The following is an 18,413-nucleotide window of genomic DNA, read 5'->3' on the forward strand; positions in this document are numbered from 1 at the left end:
CCAGCCTTCGTTCCCCCTTCGTTCCCCCGGACGTGGGAAGGCACGGCAAAACGGATCAGAACCGAGGTGTACGCCCATGGAGGCCCCGCCGGACAACGACGTGCTGTGGGCACGCGCCCTGCACTTCCGCCACCAGGACGGCTCGCCCGGTGTCACCGGCGTCTCGCTGGCCGTGCGGGAGGGCGAGATCCTCGCCGTCAGCGGCCCGCGCGGCAGCGGCAAGACGACGCTGCTGAAGTGCCTGGCCGGGCTGGCCCCGGCGCAGGGCGGCGAGGTCTGGTTCAACAGCCAGGCCGTGCACCGGATGGGCCCGTTCGCCCGGGAACGGCTGCGCCGCGACCGCTTCGGCTGGATCGACCCGGTGCCGGTGCTCGTCCCCGAGCTGAACGTCTGGGAGAACACAGCCCTGCCCCTCATGCTGCGCGGCAGCGGCCGGCGGCGGGCCAAGGTGGCCGCACTGGAGTGGCTGGACCGCCTCGACGTCGGCGACAAGGCCCGCAAGCACCCGGCCGAGCTCCAGCAGGCCGAGCGCCAGCGCGTCTCCATCGCCCGCGCCCTGGCCCCCGCGCCCACGGTCCTCTTCGCCGACGAGCCGACGGCCCCGCTGCACCGCGCCGACCGCGCCCACGTGCTGCGCACGCTCACCACGGCGGCCCGCTCGCACGGCATCACCGTGGTCCTCGCCACGCACGACGCCGAGACGGCGGCCCTCGCCGACCGCACGGTCGCGCTGCTGGACGGCCGCCGGGTGAACACGGTCCACCTGCCGCCGGTCACCGAAACGGAAGGCCGGGCCGAGTGCTCGCTCTCCGCCTGACCCGCACCCCCCGGCCGGCCGTGCACCTGCGCCGCCTCCTGGTGGCCGCGGCCGCCGCCGGCACGGGCTTCCTGCTGCTGTCGGCCCTCGGCTACGCGGTGACCCACCCGACCCACTCCACTGCGGCGCTCCTGCGGCTGTCCTGGTGCGCGGTACCGCTCGCCGCCACGGTGCACCTGGCGGTCGCGGTGGCCCGCACCGACCCCGCCGCCACGCCACGCACCGGTCTCTCCGCGTTCGGCCTGGGACCGGCCCGGCTGATGGCGACCGCCGCCCGCAACACGGCCCTCGCCTGCGCCCTGGGCTCGGTGCTGGCCCTCCTGGTCTTCCTCCACCTGCGCGGCGACCTCACGGGCATGCCCTTCGACGGCGCGGCGAAGGACTTCCTGGCGGCGAACAGGTCCCTGCCCGTCCCGGCGGCCCTGACCCTCCTGACGGTCCCCCCGGCCCTGGCCTCCACGACCGTCGCCGTCACCCTCCGCCCCCGGGACCTGCCCCGCCCCCGCCCCCGCCCCCGCAGATACGGCCGCTTCGGCACCTACGCCCGCACCCCCAGACCAGAAACCTTCGGCACCTACGGCCGCTTCGGCGCCCGCTTCCACGCCGCGTCGCGGACCCACCGTCCCGCGGCCGGTCGCGCCGCTGGAGCGACAGGCGCCCCTTCACGCGACCGAAGCCGAGCATGGGCAAGCGTGCTCACGGACACCCCCCACCCACCCCTTCAGCCCGCGGACGCCGCCCAGCCACCGGTTCAGCCCGCGGGCAGTCGTGCCGCTGGGGCGGCACGGGTGGGCGCGGACGGCACCCTGCACGCGCCGGCAAGCGAAACCCCGCCCACCCCGGCCCCCGCCCCCCGCACCGAGGACACCCCGGCCGCGCTCCCCCACCTCCCCGGCGCCACCCCTCGCGGCCTGCCCTGGGCCGTCGCCGTCCTCGCCGCCGGCCTCGCCGTGGAGTCCTACGCCGACCTCACCGAAACCGCCCCGCACACCACCCTCCCCGGCGGTCTGGCGGGCGGCCCCGCCGGTGTTCTCGCCGGCTGGGCCCTCACCGCCCTCGGCCTGATCCTCGCCGCCCCCGGCCTCACCCACCTCTGCGGCCGCCTCCTCCAGTCCGTCCGCCCCGGCGCCGGCCGCCTCCTCGCCGGCCGCGTCCTGATGGCGGAGGCCACCCGCATCGGCCGCCCCCTCGGCGTCGTCTGCGCGGTGGCGTCGGCAGGCTTCGCCGCCACCACGCTCTACGGCCACCACGGCGACTCCCCCGCCTTCGGCCCCCTCGCCGCCCTCGGCGGCCTGGTGGTGGCCGGCTGCACCGTCGCCACCCTCCTCATCGCCGCCGTCGAGGCCCGCCAGTCCCGCGCCGACACCACCGCGGCCCTGCTCCGCCTCGGTGCCCCGGCGACCGTGCTGCGCGGCGCGGCGGCCCTGCGCGCCGGCGCCCTGCTGGCCCTGTTCGGCCCCCTCACCCTGCTGATCGCCGACCTCGCCGCACTCCCGCTCGCCCGCTGAAAAGCCGTACGAAAAAAGTGCGGAACCGGCGATGACTTTCGCCGCACACCCCGGTCTACCCCCGCGAACGGCACGACACCCGAGGGAGAGACCCCATGTACCAGCAGATGATCTTCGTGAACCTGGCCACCGACGACGTCGCCGCGTCGCGCAGGTTCTTCACGGAGCTCGGCTACTCGATCAACCCGCAGTTCAGCAACGACGACTGTTCCTGCGTCGTGATCAGCGACACGATCATCGCGATGCTGCTGAGCAAGCAGCGCTACGCCGACTTCACGAAGAAGGAGATCGCCGACTCCACGAAGACCAGCGAGGTGCTGCTCTGCCTGAGCGCGGAGAGCCGCGAGAAGGTCGACGAGCTGGTGGCGAAGGCGGTCGCGGCCGGCGGCACGGCGAACGACGACGTCCAGGACCAGGGCTTCATGTACGGCCGTTCCTTCGAGGACCTCGACGGCCACAGCTGGGAGGTCGTGTGGATGGACCCGGCGGCGGTCCAGGGCTGACGCCTAGCATGGGCGGGTGCATCCGACACCCGCCCAGCCAGACCCCGCCCAGCCGCACCCCGCGAACCCGCAACCGGCGCACCCCGCGAGCCCGCAGCCGCGCCACCGGGCCGCCCGCGACCGTGAGATCGAGTCCCTCGCGGAGTTCGACGCGGTGGTCGCCGCGCACGGCACGCTCGGCCAGTACCGGGTGCAGGCCGTCGATCTGACGGACCGTACGGACGTCCTGCTGACCACGGACACCGCCGGCGCCGTCTTCCTCGGCTGCCCGATGTCGCCCGAGGCAGCCGCACGGGTCGGCGCGTCCGGCGCGCTGGTGTTCCCACCGGTCCCGGACCTGCCCTTCGATCCGTACCGCGCCTTCGTCTACACGCCCGACGAGCTCTTCGACTCCCTCGACAGGGGGTACGAGGCCACCCCGGACGCCCGTTCGTACGCCTGGTTCGAGCAGACCAAGGCGGACGGCGACATATTCGGCTCGATGCTGCGCTCGATCCACGACGACGCGGTCTCCGACGCGCTGGACGAACTCCTCGTCGGCGCCCGGGTGGTGGGTGTGATGGGCGGGCACGCGATGGAGCGCGGCACGGCGGGGTACGCCGGTGCCGCCCGGCTCGGCCGGGACCTCGCGCGGGCCGGTTTCACGGTGGCGACCGGCGGCGGTCCGGGCGCGATGGAGGCGGCGAACCTCGGCGCGTACGCGGCACCCTTCGACGACGGGATGCTCGACGAGGCGCTGGAACTCCTCGCCAAGGCACCGTCGTTCCGGCCGTCGGTCACCGACTGGGCGCGCGCCGCCTTCGAGGTCCGCGGGCGCTGGCCGGACGGCGGACCCTCGGTCGGCATCCCCACCTGGTTCTACGGCCACGAGCCGCCGAACGCCTTCGCCGCGCACATCGCGAAGTACTTCGCCAACGCCACCCGCGAGGACGGTCTGCTGGCCCGTTCAGGCGCCGGTGTGGTGTTCCTGCCGGGCGCCGCAGGGACCGTCCAGGAGATCTTCGACAACGCGACGCCCAACTACTACGAGTCGCGGGGCGAACCGACCCCGATGGTGCTCGTGGACGAGGCGCACTGGAGCGAGAAGCTGCCCGCCTGGCAGTTGCTGACCTCGCTCGCGGGACAGCGCCCGATGGCGTCCCGTATCGCCCTGGTTGACCGGATCGAGCAAGCTTCACCGGCGCTGAAACGTCTCAGCTGGCAAACGGAGAGTAAAGTCAACACCCGTGGACCGCATATGCGTTGACACTACTTACGGAACACTTATAGACCTGTGAGTCTCCTGGGGTTTCTGACGCTTCACCGCATCGTCGCGCCAACTCCCCCTCTGCCCCCCGCAGTCATGCACTCAGTAAGGACAAACGTGTCCATATCCCGCCGCAGTGCACGTCGTTCCGTGCGCATCCTGGGTGTTGCCTCCGCATCGGCCGCGCTGGTCCTGGGCGTCTCCAGCAGCGCCCTCGCGTGCAACATCAAAGAGTTCTCCGCCGAAGCCACCTGCGACGGCTCCAACGGAGTCATCACGGTGACCGACCAGGACGCCACGGGTACTCCGGCCACCATCACCGTCTTCCTCGAGAACAACGGTGCCGACGTCAAGCAGGTCGGCGACGCCCAGACCGTGAAGGGCTCCAGGGCCGGCACGGAGGTCACCTTCTCCGAGGGCTGGGCGCCCAACGCGACGTACCGCGTCCACGTCAAGGTCGACAGCGGCAAGACCCGGATCGACACGGACATCACGCCCAACCTGACGACCCCGTCGACCGCGTGCGCGTCCGACGAGAGCTCCAGCCCCTCCCCGTCGGAGTCGGCCACGCCGTCCCCGTCGGCGTCCGAGTCCACCCCGGCCGAGTCGGACTCCCCGACCCCGTCGGCCTCGGACAGCAGCAGCACCGCTCCGGCGTCCGCGTCGGACAACGCTCCGTCCCCGGCCGTCGGCGAGTCGAACCTCGCCGAGACCGGTGCCAACTCCAACACCGGCCTGATCGCCGGTATCGCCGCCGCGCTCGTGGTGGTCGGCGGTGGCGCGGTGTGGTTCGGCATGCGCCGTCGTGGAGCACAGCGGTAACCGACCCGCCCCACGCGCTCGTACGCGCTCGTGGACCGTCGAGGCCCGTCCCCGTTTCTCCCGGGGACGGGCCTCGGCCGTACGCGTGCGCACGCGGACGCGCGCACGGACACGCGCACGGACACGCGCACGCGGTCAGTCCAGTACGACGGTCTCCGACGCGTCGAACTCGACGCCCACCGCGTCCCCGGCCTCCGGTGCCGCCCGCAGCGCGCAGGCCGCCTCCAGGCGGGGGCCGTCCTGGGGCTGGAGGTGGACGGTGACATGGGTGCCCTGGAAGGTACGGGCGGCCACCGTGCAGGGCAGCCCCGCGTCAGCGGCGACCAGCCGTACGCCGGCCGGCCGGACGAGCAGGGTCCGCGTCCCCTGCCCGGACCCCTCGGGCACCGGCACCTTCCCCCACGGCGTCACCGCGACCGTGCCTTCGACGGTCGCCGGGACCACGTTGCCGAAGCCCAGGAAGCGGGCCACGAACTCGTCGGCGGGCCGCTGCCAGACGTCAAGGGGCGTACCGGACTGGGCGATCCGCCCGTCCCGCATCACCACCACTCGGTCGGCCAGTGCGAAGGCCTCGCCCTGGTCGTGCGTCACCGCCAGCACGGTCGTCCCCAACCGCCCGAACAGCTCCCGTAGTTCGACGACCAGCCGCTCCCGCAGCGAGCGGTCCAGCTGGCCCAGGGGCTCGTCGAGCATCAGCAGCCGGGGCCGGGGCGCCAGCGCACGGGCGAGCGCCACCCGCTGCTGCTCACCGCCGGAGAGTCCGGCGACGGCCCGCCGGGCCGCACCCGGCAGCCCCACCAGGTCCAGCAACTCGCCCACGCGTGACGCCTGTTCCGGCTTCCCGGCGCCGCGCATCCGCAGTCCGAAGGCCACGTTCTGGCCCACGTCCCGCTGCGGGAAGAGCTGATGGTCCTGGAACATCAGACCGACGCCGCGCTGGTGCGCCGGCACCCGCGCCTGGTCGTGTCCGTCGAGCAACACCCTTCCGGAATCCAGCGGTTGCAGACCCGCGACCGCCCGCAGCAGCGTCGACTTGCCGCTTCCGCTGGGCCCGAGCACGCACACCACCTCGTGCTCGGCGACCTCCAGGCCGACGGCGTCGAGCACGGCCCGGCCGCCGAACCGCACGGTGGCCGCGTCGAGAGTCAGCAGCATCAGAACTCCCCCGTCCGGTCGGTCCGCAGCCGCTCCAGAACCAGCAGCGCCACCGCGCACACCACCATCAGAATCGTGGAAAGGGCCATCGCCTGGCCGTAGTTGAGATCACCGGGGCGGGACAGCAGCCGGGCCACCGCCACCGGCAGGGTCGGATTGTCGGGCCGCGCGATGAACACGGTCGCCCCGAACTCCCCCAGCGACACCGCGAAGGCGAAGCCCGCCGCGATCAGCAACGCCCGCCGCACCAGGGGCAGATCGACCTCCCGCCACACCCGCCAGGGCGACGCCCCGAGCACGGCCGCCGCCTCCCGCAGCCGCTCGTCCACGGCCCGCAGCACGGGCAGCATGGTCCGTACGACGAAGGGCACACCGACCAGTGCCTGGGCGAGCGGGACCAGGATCCAGGACTGGCGCAGATCCAGCGGCGGCTTGTCGAGCGCGATCAGGAACCCGAAGCCGACGGTCACCGCGGACACCCCGAGCGGCAGCATCAGCAGCGCGTCGAACCCCCGTACAATGCGTCCCGCGTCCCGCCGGGCCAGCGCGGCGGCGGCGAGCCCGCCGATCGCCACCGCGATGGCGGTGGCCGCGACCGCGTACTCCAGGGAGTTGACCACCGACTCGATCGGCGCGACCAGGAAGGTCCCGCCGTCGGCGTCGCCCAGCGCGCGGTAGTACCCGAACCCGCCGTCCAGCGACCGCCGTACCAGCACGGCCAGGGGCAGGACGAGGAGGACGGCGATGGTGGCGAGCACTCCCCCGAGCAGCGCCCACTGTCCGGCCCCGCGCGGCCGGCGTGCCGTCACCGCGGGGTCGACCAGCCGGAGCGCGCTCTCCCGGCGCCGCACCGTCCACGCGTGCACGGCGAGGACCGCACCGACCGCCGCGAACTGCACGAGGGTGAGGACGGCGGCCGTGGAGAGGTCGAAGATCTCGGAGGTCTGCCGGTAGATCTCCACTTCGAGGGTGGCGAACGTCGGTCCGCCGAGGATCTGCACCACCCCGAAGGAGGTGAAGGTGAAGAGGAACACCATCAGCGCGGCGGCGGCCACGGCGGGCGCGAGCGCGGGCAGGGTGACCTTCCGCCAGGCGGCCGGCGGGGAGAGGCCGAGCATTCGGGCGGCCTCCTCCTGCCGGGGGTCCAGCTGGGCCCACAGCCCGCCCACGGTGCGCACGACGACCGCGTAGTTGAAGAAGACGTGCGCGAGCAGGATGGCCCAGACCGTGGTGTCGAGCCGCACCCCCCACAGCTCGTCCAGCAGTCCGCCCCGCCCGACGAGCGCGAGGAAGGCGGTCCCCACCACGACCGTCGGCAGCACGAAGGGCACCGTCACCACGGCCCGCAGCACCTGTCTGCCCGGGAAGTCGAGGCGGGCGAAGACGTAGGCGGCGGGCAGGGCGGCCAGCAGGGTGAGCGCGGTGGAGGCAAGTGCCTGCCAGGTGGTGAACCAGAGCACGTGCCGGATGTCGGACTGCCCGACGACGTCGGCGATCCTCCCGAGCCGCCACACCCCGTCGGCCTTCAGCCCGCGGGTCACGATCGCCGCGACCGGCCAGGCGAAGAAGACGCCGAAGAACGCGACGGGCACGGCCATCAGGCCGAGCCGCGCCGCGCTCCCCCGGCGCCCGGTGCGGGGGGCTACTTGAGTACGAGTGACGTCCACGTCTTGACCCACTGGTCACGGTCGGCGGCGATCCTGTCGGGCGCCATGGTCTCGGGGTCCTTCGCGGCGGGCCCGTACTTCGTGAACTCGGCGGGCACCCTCGCCCCGTCGACCACCGGATACACGAACATGTTCAGCGGCATGTCCTCCTGGAACTCCTTGGAGACCAGGAAGTCGATGAGCGCCTTGCCGCCCTTGGTGTTCCTCGCGTTGCTCAGCAGCCCGGCGAACTCGATCTGGCGGAAGCAGGTGCCGGCCGCGACCCCGGTGGGCGCGGTGCTCGGCTTCGGGTCGGCGTAGATGACCTCGGCGGGCGGGGAGGAGGCGTACGACACGACGAGCGGCCGGTCGCCGCCCGCCTTCCTGCCGCCGGCCGAGCCGGAGAACTCCTCGTTGTAGGCCTGCTCCCAGCCGTCGACCACCTTGACGCCGTTGGCCGTGAGCTTCTTCCAGTAGTCCTGCCAGCCGCTGTCCCCGTACCGGGCGGCCGACCCGAGCAGGAAGCCGAGCCCCGGCGAGGAGGTGGCCGCGTTCTCGGTGACGAGGAGGTTCCTGTACTCCGGCTTGACGAGGTCGGCGTACGACGTCGGCGGGGTCAGCTTGTGCCGGGTGAAGTACGCCTTGTCGTAGTTGACGCAGATGTCGCCGTAGTCGATGGGCGTGACCCGGTGCCTGCCCGCGTCGAGCTGGTACGCCGCGCCGACCTTGTCGAGCCCCTTCGCCCGGTACGACTGGAAGAGCCCGTTGTCGAGGGCCCTGGAGAGCAGGGTGTTGTCCACGCCGAAGAAGACGTCGCCCTGCGGGTTGTCCTTGGTCAGGATCGCCTTGTTGACGGCCTGCCCGGCGTCGCCGTCCTTGAGGACCCTGACCTGGTAGCCGGACTGCTTCTCGAAGTCCTTGAGCACGTTCTTGGAGACGGCCCACGAGTCGTGGCTGACGAGGGTGACGGTCCTGGAGCCGGCGCCGCCGTCGGCGGCGGACGAGCAGGCGGACAGCGTGACGAGCCCGAGCCCGACGGCCGCGGCCACGAAGGTCCTGGTGTGCACTGGTTGTTTTCCTCCTGGGGCGGTCCAGGAAGAGACGCGGCCCCGCCCGCGGTGTGCGGGCAGGGCGCAACAGCTCGAGTGATGACCGAACTTCCTACCCAGAATGACCTGGGCGAGGTTCAGAGGGTCTGCGGCCCGGTTGCCGCACTCTCAGCGCTGTGGCGCTCCCCTGTCGGAATATGAAGATGTGTTGGCCAGATCCTACCGCTCGGCGCCGACGGCGTTACCGCTCGGTGGCCGCGAGCTGACCGCAGGCGCCGTCGATCTCCTGCCCACGGGTGTCCCGGATCGTCACCGGCACACCATGCGCCTCGATCGCCTCGACGAACGCCTTCTCGTCCTCCGGCCGCGACGCGGTCCACTTCGAACCCGGCGTCGGGTTCAGCGGGATGAGGTTGACGTGCACGGGCTTGCCCCTGAGCAGCCGGCCCAGCCGGTCTCCGCGCCACGCCTGGTCGTTGATGTCCCGGATCAGCGCGTACTCGATGGACAGCCGGCGCCCGCTCTTCTCGACGTACTCGAACCCGGCGTCCAGGACCTCGCGGACCTTCCACCGCGTGTTCACGGGGACGAGGGTGTCGCGCAGTTCGTCGTCGGGGGCGTGCAGGGAGATCGCGAGCCGGCACTTGAAGCCCTCGTCGGCGAACCGGTGGATGGCCGGGACCAGTCCGACGGTCGAGACGGTGATCCCGCGCTGGGAGAGCCCGAGTCCGTCCGGGGCGGGGTCGGTCAGCGCCCGGATCGCTGAGACCACCCGCTTGTAGTTGGCGAGCGGCTCGCCCATCCCCATGAAGACGATGTTGGACAGCCGCGCGGGGCCGCCGGGCACCTCGCCGTCCCTGAGCGCCCGCATCCCGTCGACGATCTGGTGGACGATCTCGGCGGTGGACAGGTTCCGGTCGAGACCGGCCTGCCCCGTCGCGCAGAACGGGCAGTTCATCCCGCAGCCGGCCTGCGAACTGATGCACATGGTCACCCGGTCCGGGTAGCGCATCAGCACCGACTCGACGAGCGTCCCGTCGAACAGCCGCCACAGCGTCTTGCGGGTCGTCCCCTCGTCGGTCGACAGATGCCGGACGACCGTCATCAGCTCAGGGAACAGCGCCTCCCGCAGCTTCTCCCGCGAGCCGGCCGGGATGTCCGTCCACTGCTCGGGGTCGTGCGCGTACCGCGCGAAGTAGTGCTGCGAGAGCTGCTTGGCACGAAACGGCTTCTCCCCGACCTCGGCCACCGCGTCCTTGCGCTCGGCGGGCGAGAGATCGGCGAGATGCCGCGGCGGCTTCTTGGCTCCGCGCGGCGCGACGAAAGTGAGTTCTCCGGGCTTGGGCATGGTGGTACCAGTGTCGCAGATCCACTCAGGTGGCCCGCGACGGCGGTGTGGGGCCCGGTGCGGCCCGGGACGGTCCCGGTTCAGCCCGTGGCGGTCGTGATGACGGCGAAGGCGGCGCCGGCGGGGTCGAGGAACATGGCGAAGCGGCCGATGCCCGGGGCCTCGGTGGCCGGGATGAGGACGGTGGCCCCGGCCTCGGTGGCGGCGGCGAGCGTGGCGTCGCAGTCCCGCACCTCGAAGTAGGGGTGCCATTCCGAGGTGGAGCCGGCGTCGAGGTTGGCCTGGGGCAGCTGCATCAGCCCGCCGTGCGCGGACGCGTCACCGGCGGAGGGGAAGAGGACCGTGTACGTCAGGGCGGGGCCGATCGGCACGTCGGTCGTCCGCCAGGCGAAGACCGACCCGTAGAACGCCTTCGCCGCGTCCGCGTCGGTGGTGTACAGCTCCGCCCTGGCCAGGCTGCCGGGGACCGCGACGAGGTCCAGGCCCCGGGTCTCGCCCGGCTGCCAGACGGCGAAGTCCGCGCCGGTCGGGTCGACGAAGGCGGCAGCCCGTCCGAAGGTGAAGACGTCCGCCGGGGCGATACGGACACTGCCGCCCGCCTGCTCGACGGCCTTGGCGGTGGCGTCGGCGTCCGGGGTGTGGAAGTACACCCTCCAGGACGGGCTCGCGCCCTCCGCGGTGAGCGGCCCGATCCCGGCGACCGTGCTGCCTTCCTGCTCGAAGAAGCCGTAGCCGCCCGCCTCCGGTCCCGCCGACCGGTGCCGCCAGCCGAAGACGGCCCCGTAGAAGGCGGCGCTCGCGGCGATGTCCCGGGTGCCCAGGTCCAGCCAGTTGGGAGCGCCGGGGACATAGGTGGTCGTCAGCATGGTCGGGTCCTCCTCGGCCCTCGCCGGTCACCAGGTCACGGGCAGCGTACGCGGTCCGCGGATCAGGCCCTGGCGCTGGAACGCGACCTCCTCGGCCGGCACGGCCAGCCGGATGCCGGGAAAGCGGGTGAGCACCGAACCGATCATGATCTCGGCCTCCATACGGGCCATGATCGCGGCCATGCAGTGGTGCGGGCCGTGGCCGAAGGCCAGGTGGGGGCCGTCCGCGCGGTCGAAGTCCAGGTCGTCGGGGTCGGCGAAGACGGCGGGGTCGCGGTTGGCGGCGACGTAGGAGTTGTAGACGACGTCACCGGCCCGGATCAGCCGACCGCCGACCTCGACGTCCTCGACGGCGACGCGCGGGATGCCGACGCCGTTGCGGTGCGGGACGAAGCGGAACAGCTCGTCCACCGCCTTCGGCACCAGCTCCGGCTCACGGCGCAGCCGGTCCAGCTGTTCGGGGTGGGTGAGCAGCGCGTACATCATCGAGCCGCTGTTGTTGCGAACCGCGTGGCCGCCGCTGACCTGGATGGCGGTGGCCAGGGAGACCGCCTCGTCGTCGGTGATCTCGCCGTCCGCGGTGGCCTGCGCCAGCACCCCGGCGAGGTCCTCGCGGGGCTCCTCGCGGCGGCTGTGCAGCAGCTCGGCGATCCGGGCCCGGGTGGTCCGGGCGGCCTCCCGGGCACGCTCCTCGGCGTCGGGGCCGGCGGAGAGCAGTGCCTCGCCGGTGGCCGCCCAGCGGTGCCAGTCCTTCTCGTCCACGCCGAGGAAGTCACGGACCACGGCGATCGGGAACGGACCGTGCAGATGCTCCATGAGGTCGGCCGGCGGGCCCGCGGCCTCCATCGTGTCGAGGAGTTCACCGGCTCGCCGCTCCGCCATCGGCCGCAGCCGCTGCATGGCCCGCCCGGTGAAGGCACGGGCGACGACCCGGCGCAGCCGGTTGTGCCCCGGCGGGTCGATGTACTGCAGACCGGACGTCTGGGAGGCCACGGGCGCCGGGCGCATGCTGGTGACGTCCCGGCCGACGACCAGCTCCCGGGAGAAGCGCGGGTCGGAGGTGACGAAGCGGACGTCCTCGTACCGGGTGGTCAGCCAGGCGTCCCCCTCGCCGTACGCGAGCCGGATCCGGGTGACCGGCTCGTCCCGCAGCAGTTCGTCGAGGAACGGGTCCGGGTCGAGGGCGGGCAGATCTCCGACGGGCCAGAACCGCACCGGCGGCGGGGCCGCGGACGGGCGCGGGTCGGAAGCCGGGGCCGGGTCGAGGGGCATGGGCAACTCCCTGCACGTCGGAGAACACAGCGTCCTCACAGGGAGTCTCCCTCTGACCGGCGTCCCCCTGCGATTTCTGCTGCGTCATCCGGGGCCGGAGCACCACCGAGCCCCCGGCCCTGCGGACGGGGGCTCCTCTACGACGGCGGCAGGCCGGCCACCGGCGACGTGGCCCCGGGGCGACCGCGGCCGGCGAAACGAATCAGCCGCTCCCCACGAACAGCACCATCAGCAGCCACACCACCGGAGCCGTGGGCAGCAGCGAGTCGAGGCGGTCCATGATGCCGCCATGGCCCGGCAGCAGCGTGCCCATGTCCTTGATGCCCAGGTCGCGCTTGATCATGGACTCGCCGAGGTCGCCGAGGGTGGCGCTGGCCGCGACCGCGAGGCCCAGCAGCAGGCCCTGCCACCAGGTGCCGTCGTCGATCAGGAACTGCATGCACAGCGCGCCCGCGACCATCGCGAACAGCACCGCGCCCACCAGGCCCTCGCGGGTCTTGCCGGGGCTGATGCGCGGGGCGAGCTTGTGGGTGCCGAAGCGCCAGCCGACCGCGTAGGCGCCGGTGTCGCTGACCACGGTGAGAAGCAGGAAGGTCAGCACCCGGAAGGGGCCGTCCTCGGCGGTGAGCATCATCGCGACGAACGTCGCGAGGAACGGCACGTAGAACGCCGCGAACAGGCCCGCCGTGACGTCCTTGAGATAGCCCTCCGGCGGTTCCGTCATCCGCCAGACCAGTACCGCGAGCCCGGTGAGCGCGAGCGCGACCCAGGCGCCCTCGGCACCCCGGGCGTAGCCGGCCACCACCATCGCCGCGCCACCGAGCGCCAGCGGGACCAGCGGCGCCTTGATGCCCTTGCGCTCCTGGAGCCGGCTGGTCAGCTCCCACAGGCCCACCACGACCGCGACCGCCACGACCCCGACGAAGACGGCCTTGACCACGAACAGGGACGCCACGATCACGATGCCGAGTCCGACGCCGACCCCTATGGCCGCGCCCAGGTCGCGTCCCGCGCTCTTCTTCTGCGGCGCGGGGGCCGGCTGGGGGACGTCGGGCATGGGCTCCGGATTCTGCGGCGCCGCCGCGTGAGGCGGGGGCTGCGCCGACGGGGTGTCGTTGCGGAACGTCTCGTCTCGGAACAGGGGGCCGCTCAGCCGAGCGGCCCCCCGGTCGTCGTCCTGGTCCGAGCCGTACACGGGTACGTCGTCGGGCACGACGGGCATGGGGCGAGTCTGCTGCGCGTTCTGCGCATCGTACGTGGGACCCGCCGGGACGGCTCCCTGGGCCTGCCCCTGGTGGTAGCCGTGGGCCCGAGCCGTGTCGTACCCGTGGCCGGGACCCTGGGCCGGACCGTGGACGTACCCCTGGGCCGGGCCGGGGCCGTACCCCTGGCCGGTGCCCTGATCGGTCGGCGCCCAGTACCCGGCCGGTGGTCCGGGCTGCCCGGCATGCGGCCCGGCGTGCGGCGGGGCTCCCCAGGATGAGTCGTTCATCAGACTTCGAGAAGCTCCGCTTCCTTGTGCTTGAGGAGCTCGTCCACCTGTGCGACGTACTTCGCGGTGGTGTCGTCGAGCTCCTTCTCGGCGCGGCGGCCCTCGTCCTCGCCGACCTCGCCGTCCTTGATCAGCTTGTCGATGGCGTCCTTGGCCTTGCGGCGCACGGAGCGGATGGACACCCGGGAGTCCTCCGCCTTGCCCTTGGCGACCTTGATGTAGTCGCGGCGGCGCTCCTCGGTGAGCTCCGGGAACACCACCCGGATGATGTTGCCGTCGTTGCTCGGGTTGACGCCCAGGTCCGAGTCGCGGATCGCCTGCTCGATGTTGCGCAGGGCCGTCTTGTCGAACGGGGTCACGACCGCCATGCGCGGTTCCGGCACGGAGAACGAGGCCAGCTGGTTGATCGGCGTCGGCGCGCCGTAGTAGTCGGCGACGATCTTGTTGAACATCGCCGGGTGGGCACGGCCGGTACGGATCGCGGCGAAGTCCTCCTTGGCGACCACGACGGCCTTCTCCATCTTCTCCTCGGCTTCGAGGAGGGTCTCTTCGATCACCACTTGCTCCTGCGTGTCTTGAGTAAGGCCCGGCCGCGGTTCCGCCCGGGGGCGGCGGCCGGCTGCGTCGCGTCTTCTTTCCCTGACGGTTCCCGACCGGCAGGACATTGTCCATCCCCCGGCCAGGGCTCGTCAGGCGGTGCCGGTCAGTCCCGGCCGCCCTGTTCACCCACCAGCGTGCCGATCTTCTCACCCTTGACGGCGCGCGCGATATTGCCCTCCGCCAGCAGCTCGAAGACCAGGATGGGCAGCTTGTTGTCGCGGCAGAGCGTGATCGCGGTGGCGTCGGCGACCTTGAGCTCGCGGGTGATGACCTCGCCGTAGCCGAGGGAGTCGAACTTGACGGCGTCGGGGTTGGTCTTCGGGTCGGAGTCGTAGACCCCGTCGACGCCGTTCTTGCCCATGAGCAGTGCCTCGGCGTCGATCTCCAGGGCGCGCTGGGCGGCGGTGGTGTCGGTGGAGAAGTACGGCATGCCCATGCCGGCGCCGAAGATGACCACGCGGCCCTTCTCCAGGTGGCGGACGGCGCGCAGCGGGATGTACGGCTCGGCGACCTGCCCCATGGTGATCGCGGTCTGCACCCGGCTGTCGATGCCCTCCTTCTCCAGGAAGTCCTGGAGGGCCAGGCAGTTCATGACGGTGCCGAGCATGCCCATGTAGTCGGAGCGGGCCCGGTCCATGCCGCGCTGCTGGAGCTCGGCGCCGCGGAAGAAGTTGCCGCCGCCGATGACGACGGCGACCTGCGCGCCGTCGCGGACCACGGCCGCGATCTCGCGGGCGATCTTGTGCACCACGTCGGGGTCCACCCCCAGGCCCCCGCCACCGGAGAAGGCCTCACCGGACAGCTTCAGCAGAAACCGGCCGCGTACTTTGCCGTCGTCGCTCTTCTGGGCCTTGGTGGTCATGGAGATCCCGCCTCTTTCACGTGTTGCACATACGCATACGAAGAAGACCATTGCCGGTGGGGTCGCTTTTCGCTGCCCATGCGCGGCAATGGCCTCCTCGTCAGATCTGCCGCCGTCCGTCACTCCGTGGGTGTGGCGGTGCGTACGGACGACTGCTGTCGACCGACCCTATCGGGATTTCCCCGTGGGTCGCGCCTCGATCGCGGTACGGACTCAGATGCCGACCTTGATGCGCACGAAGCGCTTCAGGGTGACACCGGCCTCGTCCAGGACCTTCTGGACCGACTTCTTGTTGTCGAGCGCGTACGGCTGGCCGAGCAGCGTGGCGTCCTTGAAGAAGCCGTTGAGACGACCCTCGACGATCTTCGGGAGGGCGGCCTCGGGCTTGCCCTCGGCGCGGGTGGTCTCCTCGGCGATGCGGCGCTCGGACTCGACGACCTCGGCCGGCACGTCCTCCTGGGAGAGGTACTTGGGCGCGAAGGCGGCGATGTGCTGGGCGACGCCCTTGGCGACCTCGGCGTTCGGCTTGTCCAGCTCGACGAGGACACCGATCTGCGGGGGCAGGTCGGGCATCGTGCGGTGCATGTAGGCGGCGACGTAACCGTCGGCGTACTGCGCGAAGCGGTCCAGGACGATCTTCTCGCCGAGGTTGGCGTTGGCCTCGTCGACGTACGCCTGGACGGTCTTGCCGGCCTCGATCTCGGAGGCGAGCAGGGCCTCCAGGTCCGCCGGGGCGGTCTTGGCGACGTGCTCGGCGATGGTGTTGGCGACGGCCTGGAACTTCTCGCCCTTGGCGACGAAGTCCGTCTCGCACTTCAGCTCGACGAGGACGCCGGAGGAGTTGTCGTCGGCGATGATCGAGACCACGGCGCCGTTCTCGGCGGAGCGGCCCTCGCGCTTGGCGACGCCCTTCTGGCCCTTGATGCGGAGCGCCTCGACGGCCTTGTCGACGTCGCCCTCGGCCTCGTCCAGGGCCTTCTTGCAGTCCATCATGCCGGCGCCGGTGAGCTCGCGGAGCTTCTTGACGTCAGCGGCGGTGTAGTTCGCCATGAGTCTGTGAGTCTTTCTCGAAGTCGGGAGATCTGCCCGATCCACGATCTACACGTAGATGTAGAGCGCGAACCTGTGGGTGAACGGCGGGGGCGTTCGGGATGTCGCCGCCCCCGCCGTCGACGCTGACGGGTCAGGCCTGCTCGGCGTCCGCGGCCGGAGCCTCGGCGGCCGGAGCCTCGGCCTGCTCGGCGTCGGCGACCTTCTCGGTCTCGGCGGAGGTCTGGACCTCGGCCTCGTCCGCCTTCTTCTCGCCCTCGAGCAGGTCGCGCTCCCACTCGGCGAGCGGCTCGCCGGCGGCCTTCTCGCCCTTGTCGCCGGTGGCGACACGGGAGCGGGAGATGAGGCCCTCGGCGACCGCGTCGGCGATCACACGGGTGAGCAGGGTGACGGAGCGGATCGCGTCGTCGTTGCCCGGGATCTTGTAGTCGACCTCGTCGGGGTCGCAGTTGGTGTCGAGGATCGCGACGACCGGGATGTTGAGCTTCCGGGCCTCACCGACCGCGATGTGCTCCTTCTTGGTGTCCACGATCCAGACGGCGCTGGGCACCTTCTGCATCTCGCGGATACCACCGAGGGTCTTCTCCAGCTTGGCCTTCTCGCGCGAGAGCACGAGAAGCTCCTTCTTGGTCAGACCGGACGCGGCGACGTCCTCGAAGTCGATCTGCTCGAGCTCCTTGAGGCGCTGCAGACGCTTGTAGACGGTCGAGAAGTTGGTGAGCATGCCGCCCAGCCAGCGCTGGTTGACGTAGGGCATGCCGACGCGGGTGGCCTGCTCGGCGATGGCCTCCTGCGCCTGCTTCTTGGTGCCGACGAACATGACCGTGCCGCCGTGGGCGACGGTCTCCTTGACGAACTCGTAGGCGCGGTCGATGTACGACAGCGACTGGAGCAGGTCGATGATGTAGATGCCGTTGCGCTCGGTGAAGATGAAGCGCTTCATCTTCGGGTTCCAGCGACGGGTCTGGTGACCGAAGTGGACGCCGCTCTCCAGCAGCTCCCGCATCGTGACGACGGCCATGGCCGTATCTCCTTGAATTTCTCGGTTGTGCCGCGGGGGCCGGACGGCTCCCGCGCCTGACGCCCGGGTGCGCTGTGCCGCTGAGGACCGAGAAGCGCTGACATCTGCTGGTGACGGCCGGATGTCGGGGCGTGCGAAGTCGACCCGGTGACCCGGATCGCCAGAAGAAGTGTACGGGACCGGCGAGGCAGCGGGTGACGCCGCTGTCCACAACCCGGGAGTAATCCACAGGTACCGGCCATGATCGGCCAGGTCGCGGGACGGTGGGGCCATGGTGGTCATGCGACGCGCGATGCGATGGATGTGGGCGGCGACGGCTCTGCCGCTGGCCCTGGCGGCGACCGCGGCCCGGGCCTGGGTCGGCGCGGACGCTCCGCCGTCCCCGGCCACGCCACCGGTGCCGGCGCTCGCCCGCACCTGGCCGGTGGGGGTGCGGCCACCGGTCCTGCGCGGCTGGGAACCCCCGGCGACGGTGTACGGCCCCGGGCACCGGGGGGTCGACCTGGAGGCGTCCGCCGGCGACCCGGTACGGGCGGTGGCGGCGGGCCGGGTCTCCTACGTGGGGCGGGTCGCGGGGACGGGCGTGGTGTCGGTGCGGCTGACCGGCACGGAGCTGCGGACCACGTACGAACCGGTGACGGCGATGGTCCGGACGGGGGACGAGGTGGCGGCGGGGCAGGTCGTGGGCAGGGTGGAGGCGGGGGGCGCGCACTGCGGAGCGCGGGGGTGCGTGCACTGGGGCCTGCTCAGGGGGGACGTGTACCTGGACCCGTTGCTGCTGTTGCCGCCGTGGCTGCTGAACCGGGGGCCGTCGAGACTGCTGCCGGTACTGGGGGTTCCGCTGCCGGAGGGGTGAGCCGGGGGCGCGCTGCCGGACCGGAGGGGTGAGCGGGGGGTGCGGTGTGGGAGGGGGGTGCCGGGGGTGCGGTGCACTGCCGGACCGGAGGGGTGGGCCGGGGGGTGCGGTGTGGGAGGGGGGTGCCGGGGGTGCGGTGCGGTGCGCTGCGGGTGGGGTGGTGGGGGCGGTCGCGCGACTGCGGGTGGGTGGGGGGTGCTCGCGCAGTTCCCCGCGCCCCTTTGGGGCGCGCTGTCCAGCCGTGTCCTTCACCCTTGCCGCGGGCAGTCGTGCCGCTGGGGCGGCACGGGTGGGCGCAGG

Annotated in this window: 17 protein-coding genes and 1 riboswitch; of the genes, 6 read left to right on the forward strand and 11 right to left on the reverse strand. The window is 72.0% G+C overall.

What is annotated here, in order from left to right:
- The first annotated feature begins 76 nt into the window (after positions 1–76).
- From AB0M11_RS31115 to AB0M11_RS31135, 5 genes are all read left to right on the forward strand, one after another.
- On the forward strand, positions 77–817 hold the full coding sequence (locus tag AB0M11_RS31115; protein WP_365711355.1) for an ATP-binding cassette domain-containing protein: 741 nt from the start codon (positions 77–79) through the stop codon (positions 815–817).
- Positions 799–2,325 carry a hypothetical protein gene (locus AB0M11_RS31120; protein ID WP_365711357.1) on the forward strand — a complete coding sequence of 509 codons (1,527 nt, stop codon included), beginning with the start codon at positions 799–801 and terminating at the stop codon, positions 2,323–2,325. The genes AB0M11_RS31115 and AB0M11_RS31120 overlap by 19 nt, the downstream gene beginning before the upstream one ends.
- 95 nt (positions 2,326–2,420) lie before the next feature.
- A complete protein-coding gene (locus AB0M11_RS31125; RefSeq protein ID WP_365711359.1) occupies positions 2,421–2,828 on the forward strand; it encodes a VOC family protein in 408 nt (135 codons plus the stop codon).
- A 127-nt stretch (positions 2,829–2,955) separates the two neighbouring features.
- Positions 2,956–4,074, forward strand: coding sequence for a Rossmann fold nucleotide-binding protein (locus AB0M11_RS31130; RefSeq protein ID WP_365711391.1), 1,119 nt, complete (start codon positions 2,956–2,958; stop codon positions 4,072–4,074).
- Positions 4,075–4,191: 117 nt separating this feature from the next.
- Positions 4,192–4,896: an LAETG motif-containing sortase-dependent surface protein gene (locus AB0M11_RS31135; protein WP_365711361.1), complete on the forward strand. Its 705-nt coding sequence runs from the start codon at positions 4,192–4,194 to the stop codon at positions 4,894–4,896.
- Positions 4,897–5,031: 135 nt separating this feature from the next.
- On the opposite strand, the gene AB0M11_RS31140 is transcribed toward AB0M11_RS31135, so the two are convergent.
- The 11 genes from AB0M11_RS31140 to rpsB form a co-directional block, all read right to left on the reverse strand.
- A complete protein-coding gene (locus AB0M11_RS31140; protein WP_365711363.1) occupies positions 5,032–6,051 on the reverse strand; it encodes an ABC transporter ATP-binding protein in 1,020 nt (339 codons plus the stop codon).
- Entirely contained in the window at positions 6,051–7,649 is a 1,599-nt protein-coding gene (locus AB0M11_RS31145; protein ID WP_365711365.1) for an iron ABC transporter permease, read from the reverse strand. Before AB0M11_RS31145 ends, AB0M11_RS31140 begins: the two co-directional genes overlap by 1 nt.
- Positions 7,650–7,693: 44 nt before the next feature.
- Positions 7,694–8,764 (reverse strand): thiamine ABC transporter substrate-binding protein, encoded by a 1,071-nt coding sequence (locus AB0M11_RS31150; RefSeq protein WP_365711367.1) that lies wholly within the window; start codon positions 8,762–8,764, stop codon positions 7,694–7,696.
- Positions 8,765–8,837: 73 nt separating this feature from the next.
- A riboswitch (TPP riboswitch) is annotated at positions 8,838–8,945 on the reverse strand.
- A 42-nt stretch (positions 8,946–8,987) separates the two neighbouring features.
- Positions 8,988–10,094, reverse strand: a complete 1,107-nt coding sequence (gene rlmN, locus AB0M11_RS31155; protein WP_365711369.1) for a 23S rRNA (adenine(2503)-C(2))-methyltransferase RlmN — start codon at positions 10,092–10,094, stop codon at positions 8,988–8,990.
- 80 nt (positions 10,095–10,174) lie between these two features.
- Positions 10,175–10,960, reverse strand: coding sequence for a VOC family protein (locus AB0M11_RS31160; RefSeq protein ID WP_365711371.1), 786 nt, complete (start codon positions 10,958–10,960; stop codon positions 10,175–10,177).
- 27 nt (positions 10,961–10,987) lie between these two features.
- Positions 10,988–12,232 carry a cytochrome P450 gene (locus AB0M11_RS31165; RefSeq protein WP_365711373.1) on the reverse strand — a complete coding sequence of 415 codons (1,245 nt, stop codon included), beginning with the start codon at positions 12,230–12,232 and terminating at the stop codon, positions 10,988–10,990.
- 202 nt (positions 12,233–12,434) lie between these two features.
- Complete coding sequence (locus tag AB0M11_RS31170) at positions 12,435–13,724, reverse strand: phosphatidate cytidylyltransferase (protein ID WP_365711377.1); 1,290 nt, start codon at positions 13,722–13,724, stop codon at positions 12,435–12,437.
- On the reverse strand, positions 13,724–14,281 hold the full coding sequence (frr, locus tag AB0M11_RS31175) for a ribosome recycling factor (RefSeq protein ID WP_132889831.1): 558 nt from the start codon (positions 14,279–14,281) through the stop codon (positions 13,724–13,726). The genes AB0M11_RS31170 and frr overlap by 1 nt, the downstream gene beginning before the upstream one ends.
- Positions 14,282–14,427: 146 nt before the next feature.
- Entirely contained in the window at positions 14,428–15,186 is a 759-nt protein-coding gene (gene pyrH / locus AB0M11_RS31180) for a UMP kinase (protein WP_365711379.1), read from the reverse strand.
- 213 nt (positions 15,187–15,399) lie between these two features.
- On the reverse strand, positions 15,400–16,236 hold the full coding sequence (gene tsf / locus AB0M11_RS31185; protein WP_365711381.1) for a translation elongation factor Ts: 837 nt from the start codon (positions 16,234–16,236) through the stop codon (positions 15,400–15,402).
- 133 nt (positions 16,237–16,369) lie between these two features.
- Positions 16,370–17,257, reverse strand: coding sequence for a 30S ribosomal protein S2 (gene rpsB / locus AB0M11_RS31190; protein WP_365711383.1), 888 nt, complete (start codon positions 17,255–17,257; stop codon positions 16,370–16,372).
- A gap of 280 nt (positions 17,258–17,537) precedes the next feature.
- On the opposite strand from rpsB, the gene AB0M11_RS31195 reads away from it, so the two are divergent.
- Positions 17,538–18,113 (forward strand): M23 family metallopeptidase, encoded by a 576-nt coding sequence (locus tag AB0M11_RS31195; RefSeq protein ID WP_365711393.1) that lies wholly within the window; start codon positions 17,538–17,540, stop codon positions 18,111–18,113.
- Positions 18,114–18,413 lie beyond the last annotated feature (300 nt).

The organism is Streptomyces sp. NPDC051987, from assembly GCF_040680735.1.
Lineage (GTDB): Bacteria > Actinomycetota > Actinomycetes > Streptomycetales > Streptomycetaceae > Streptomyces.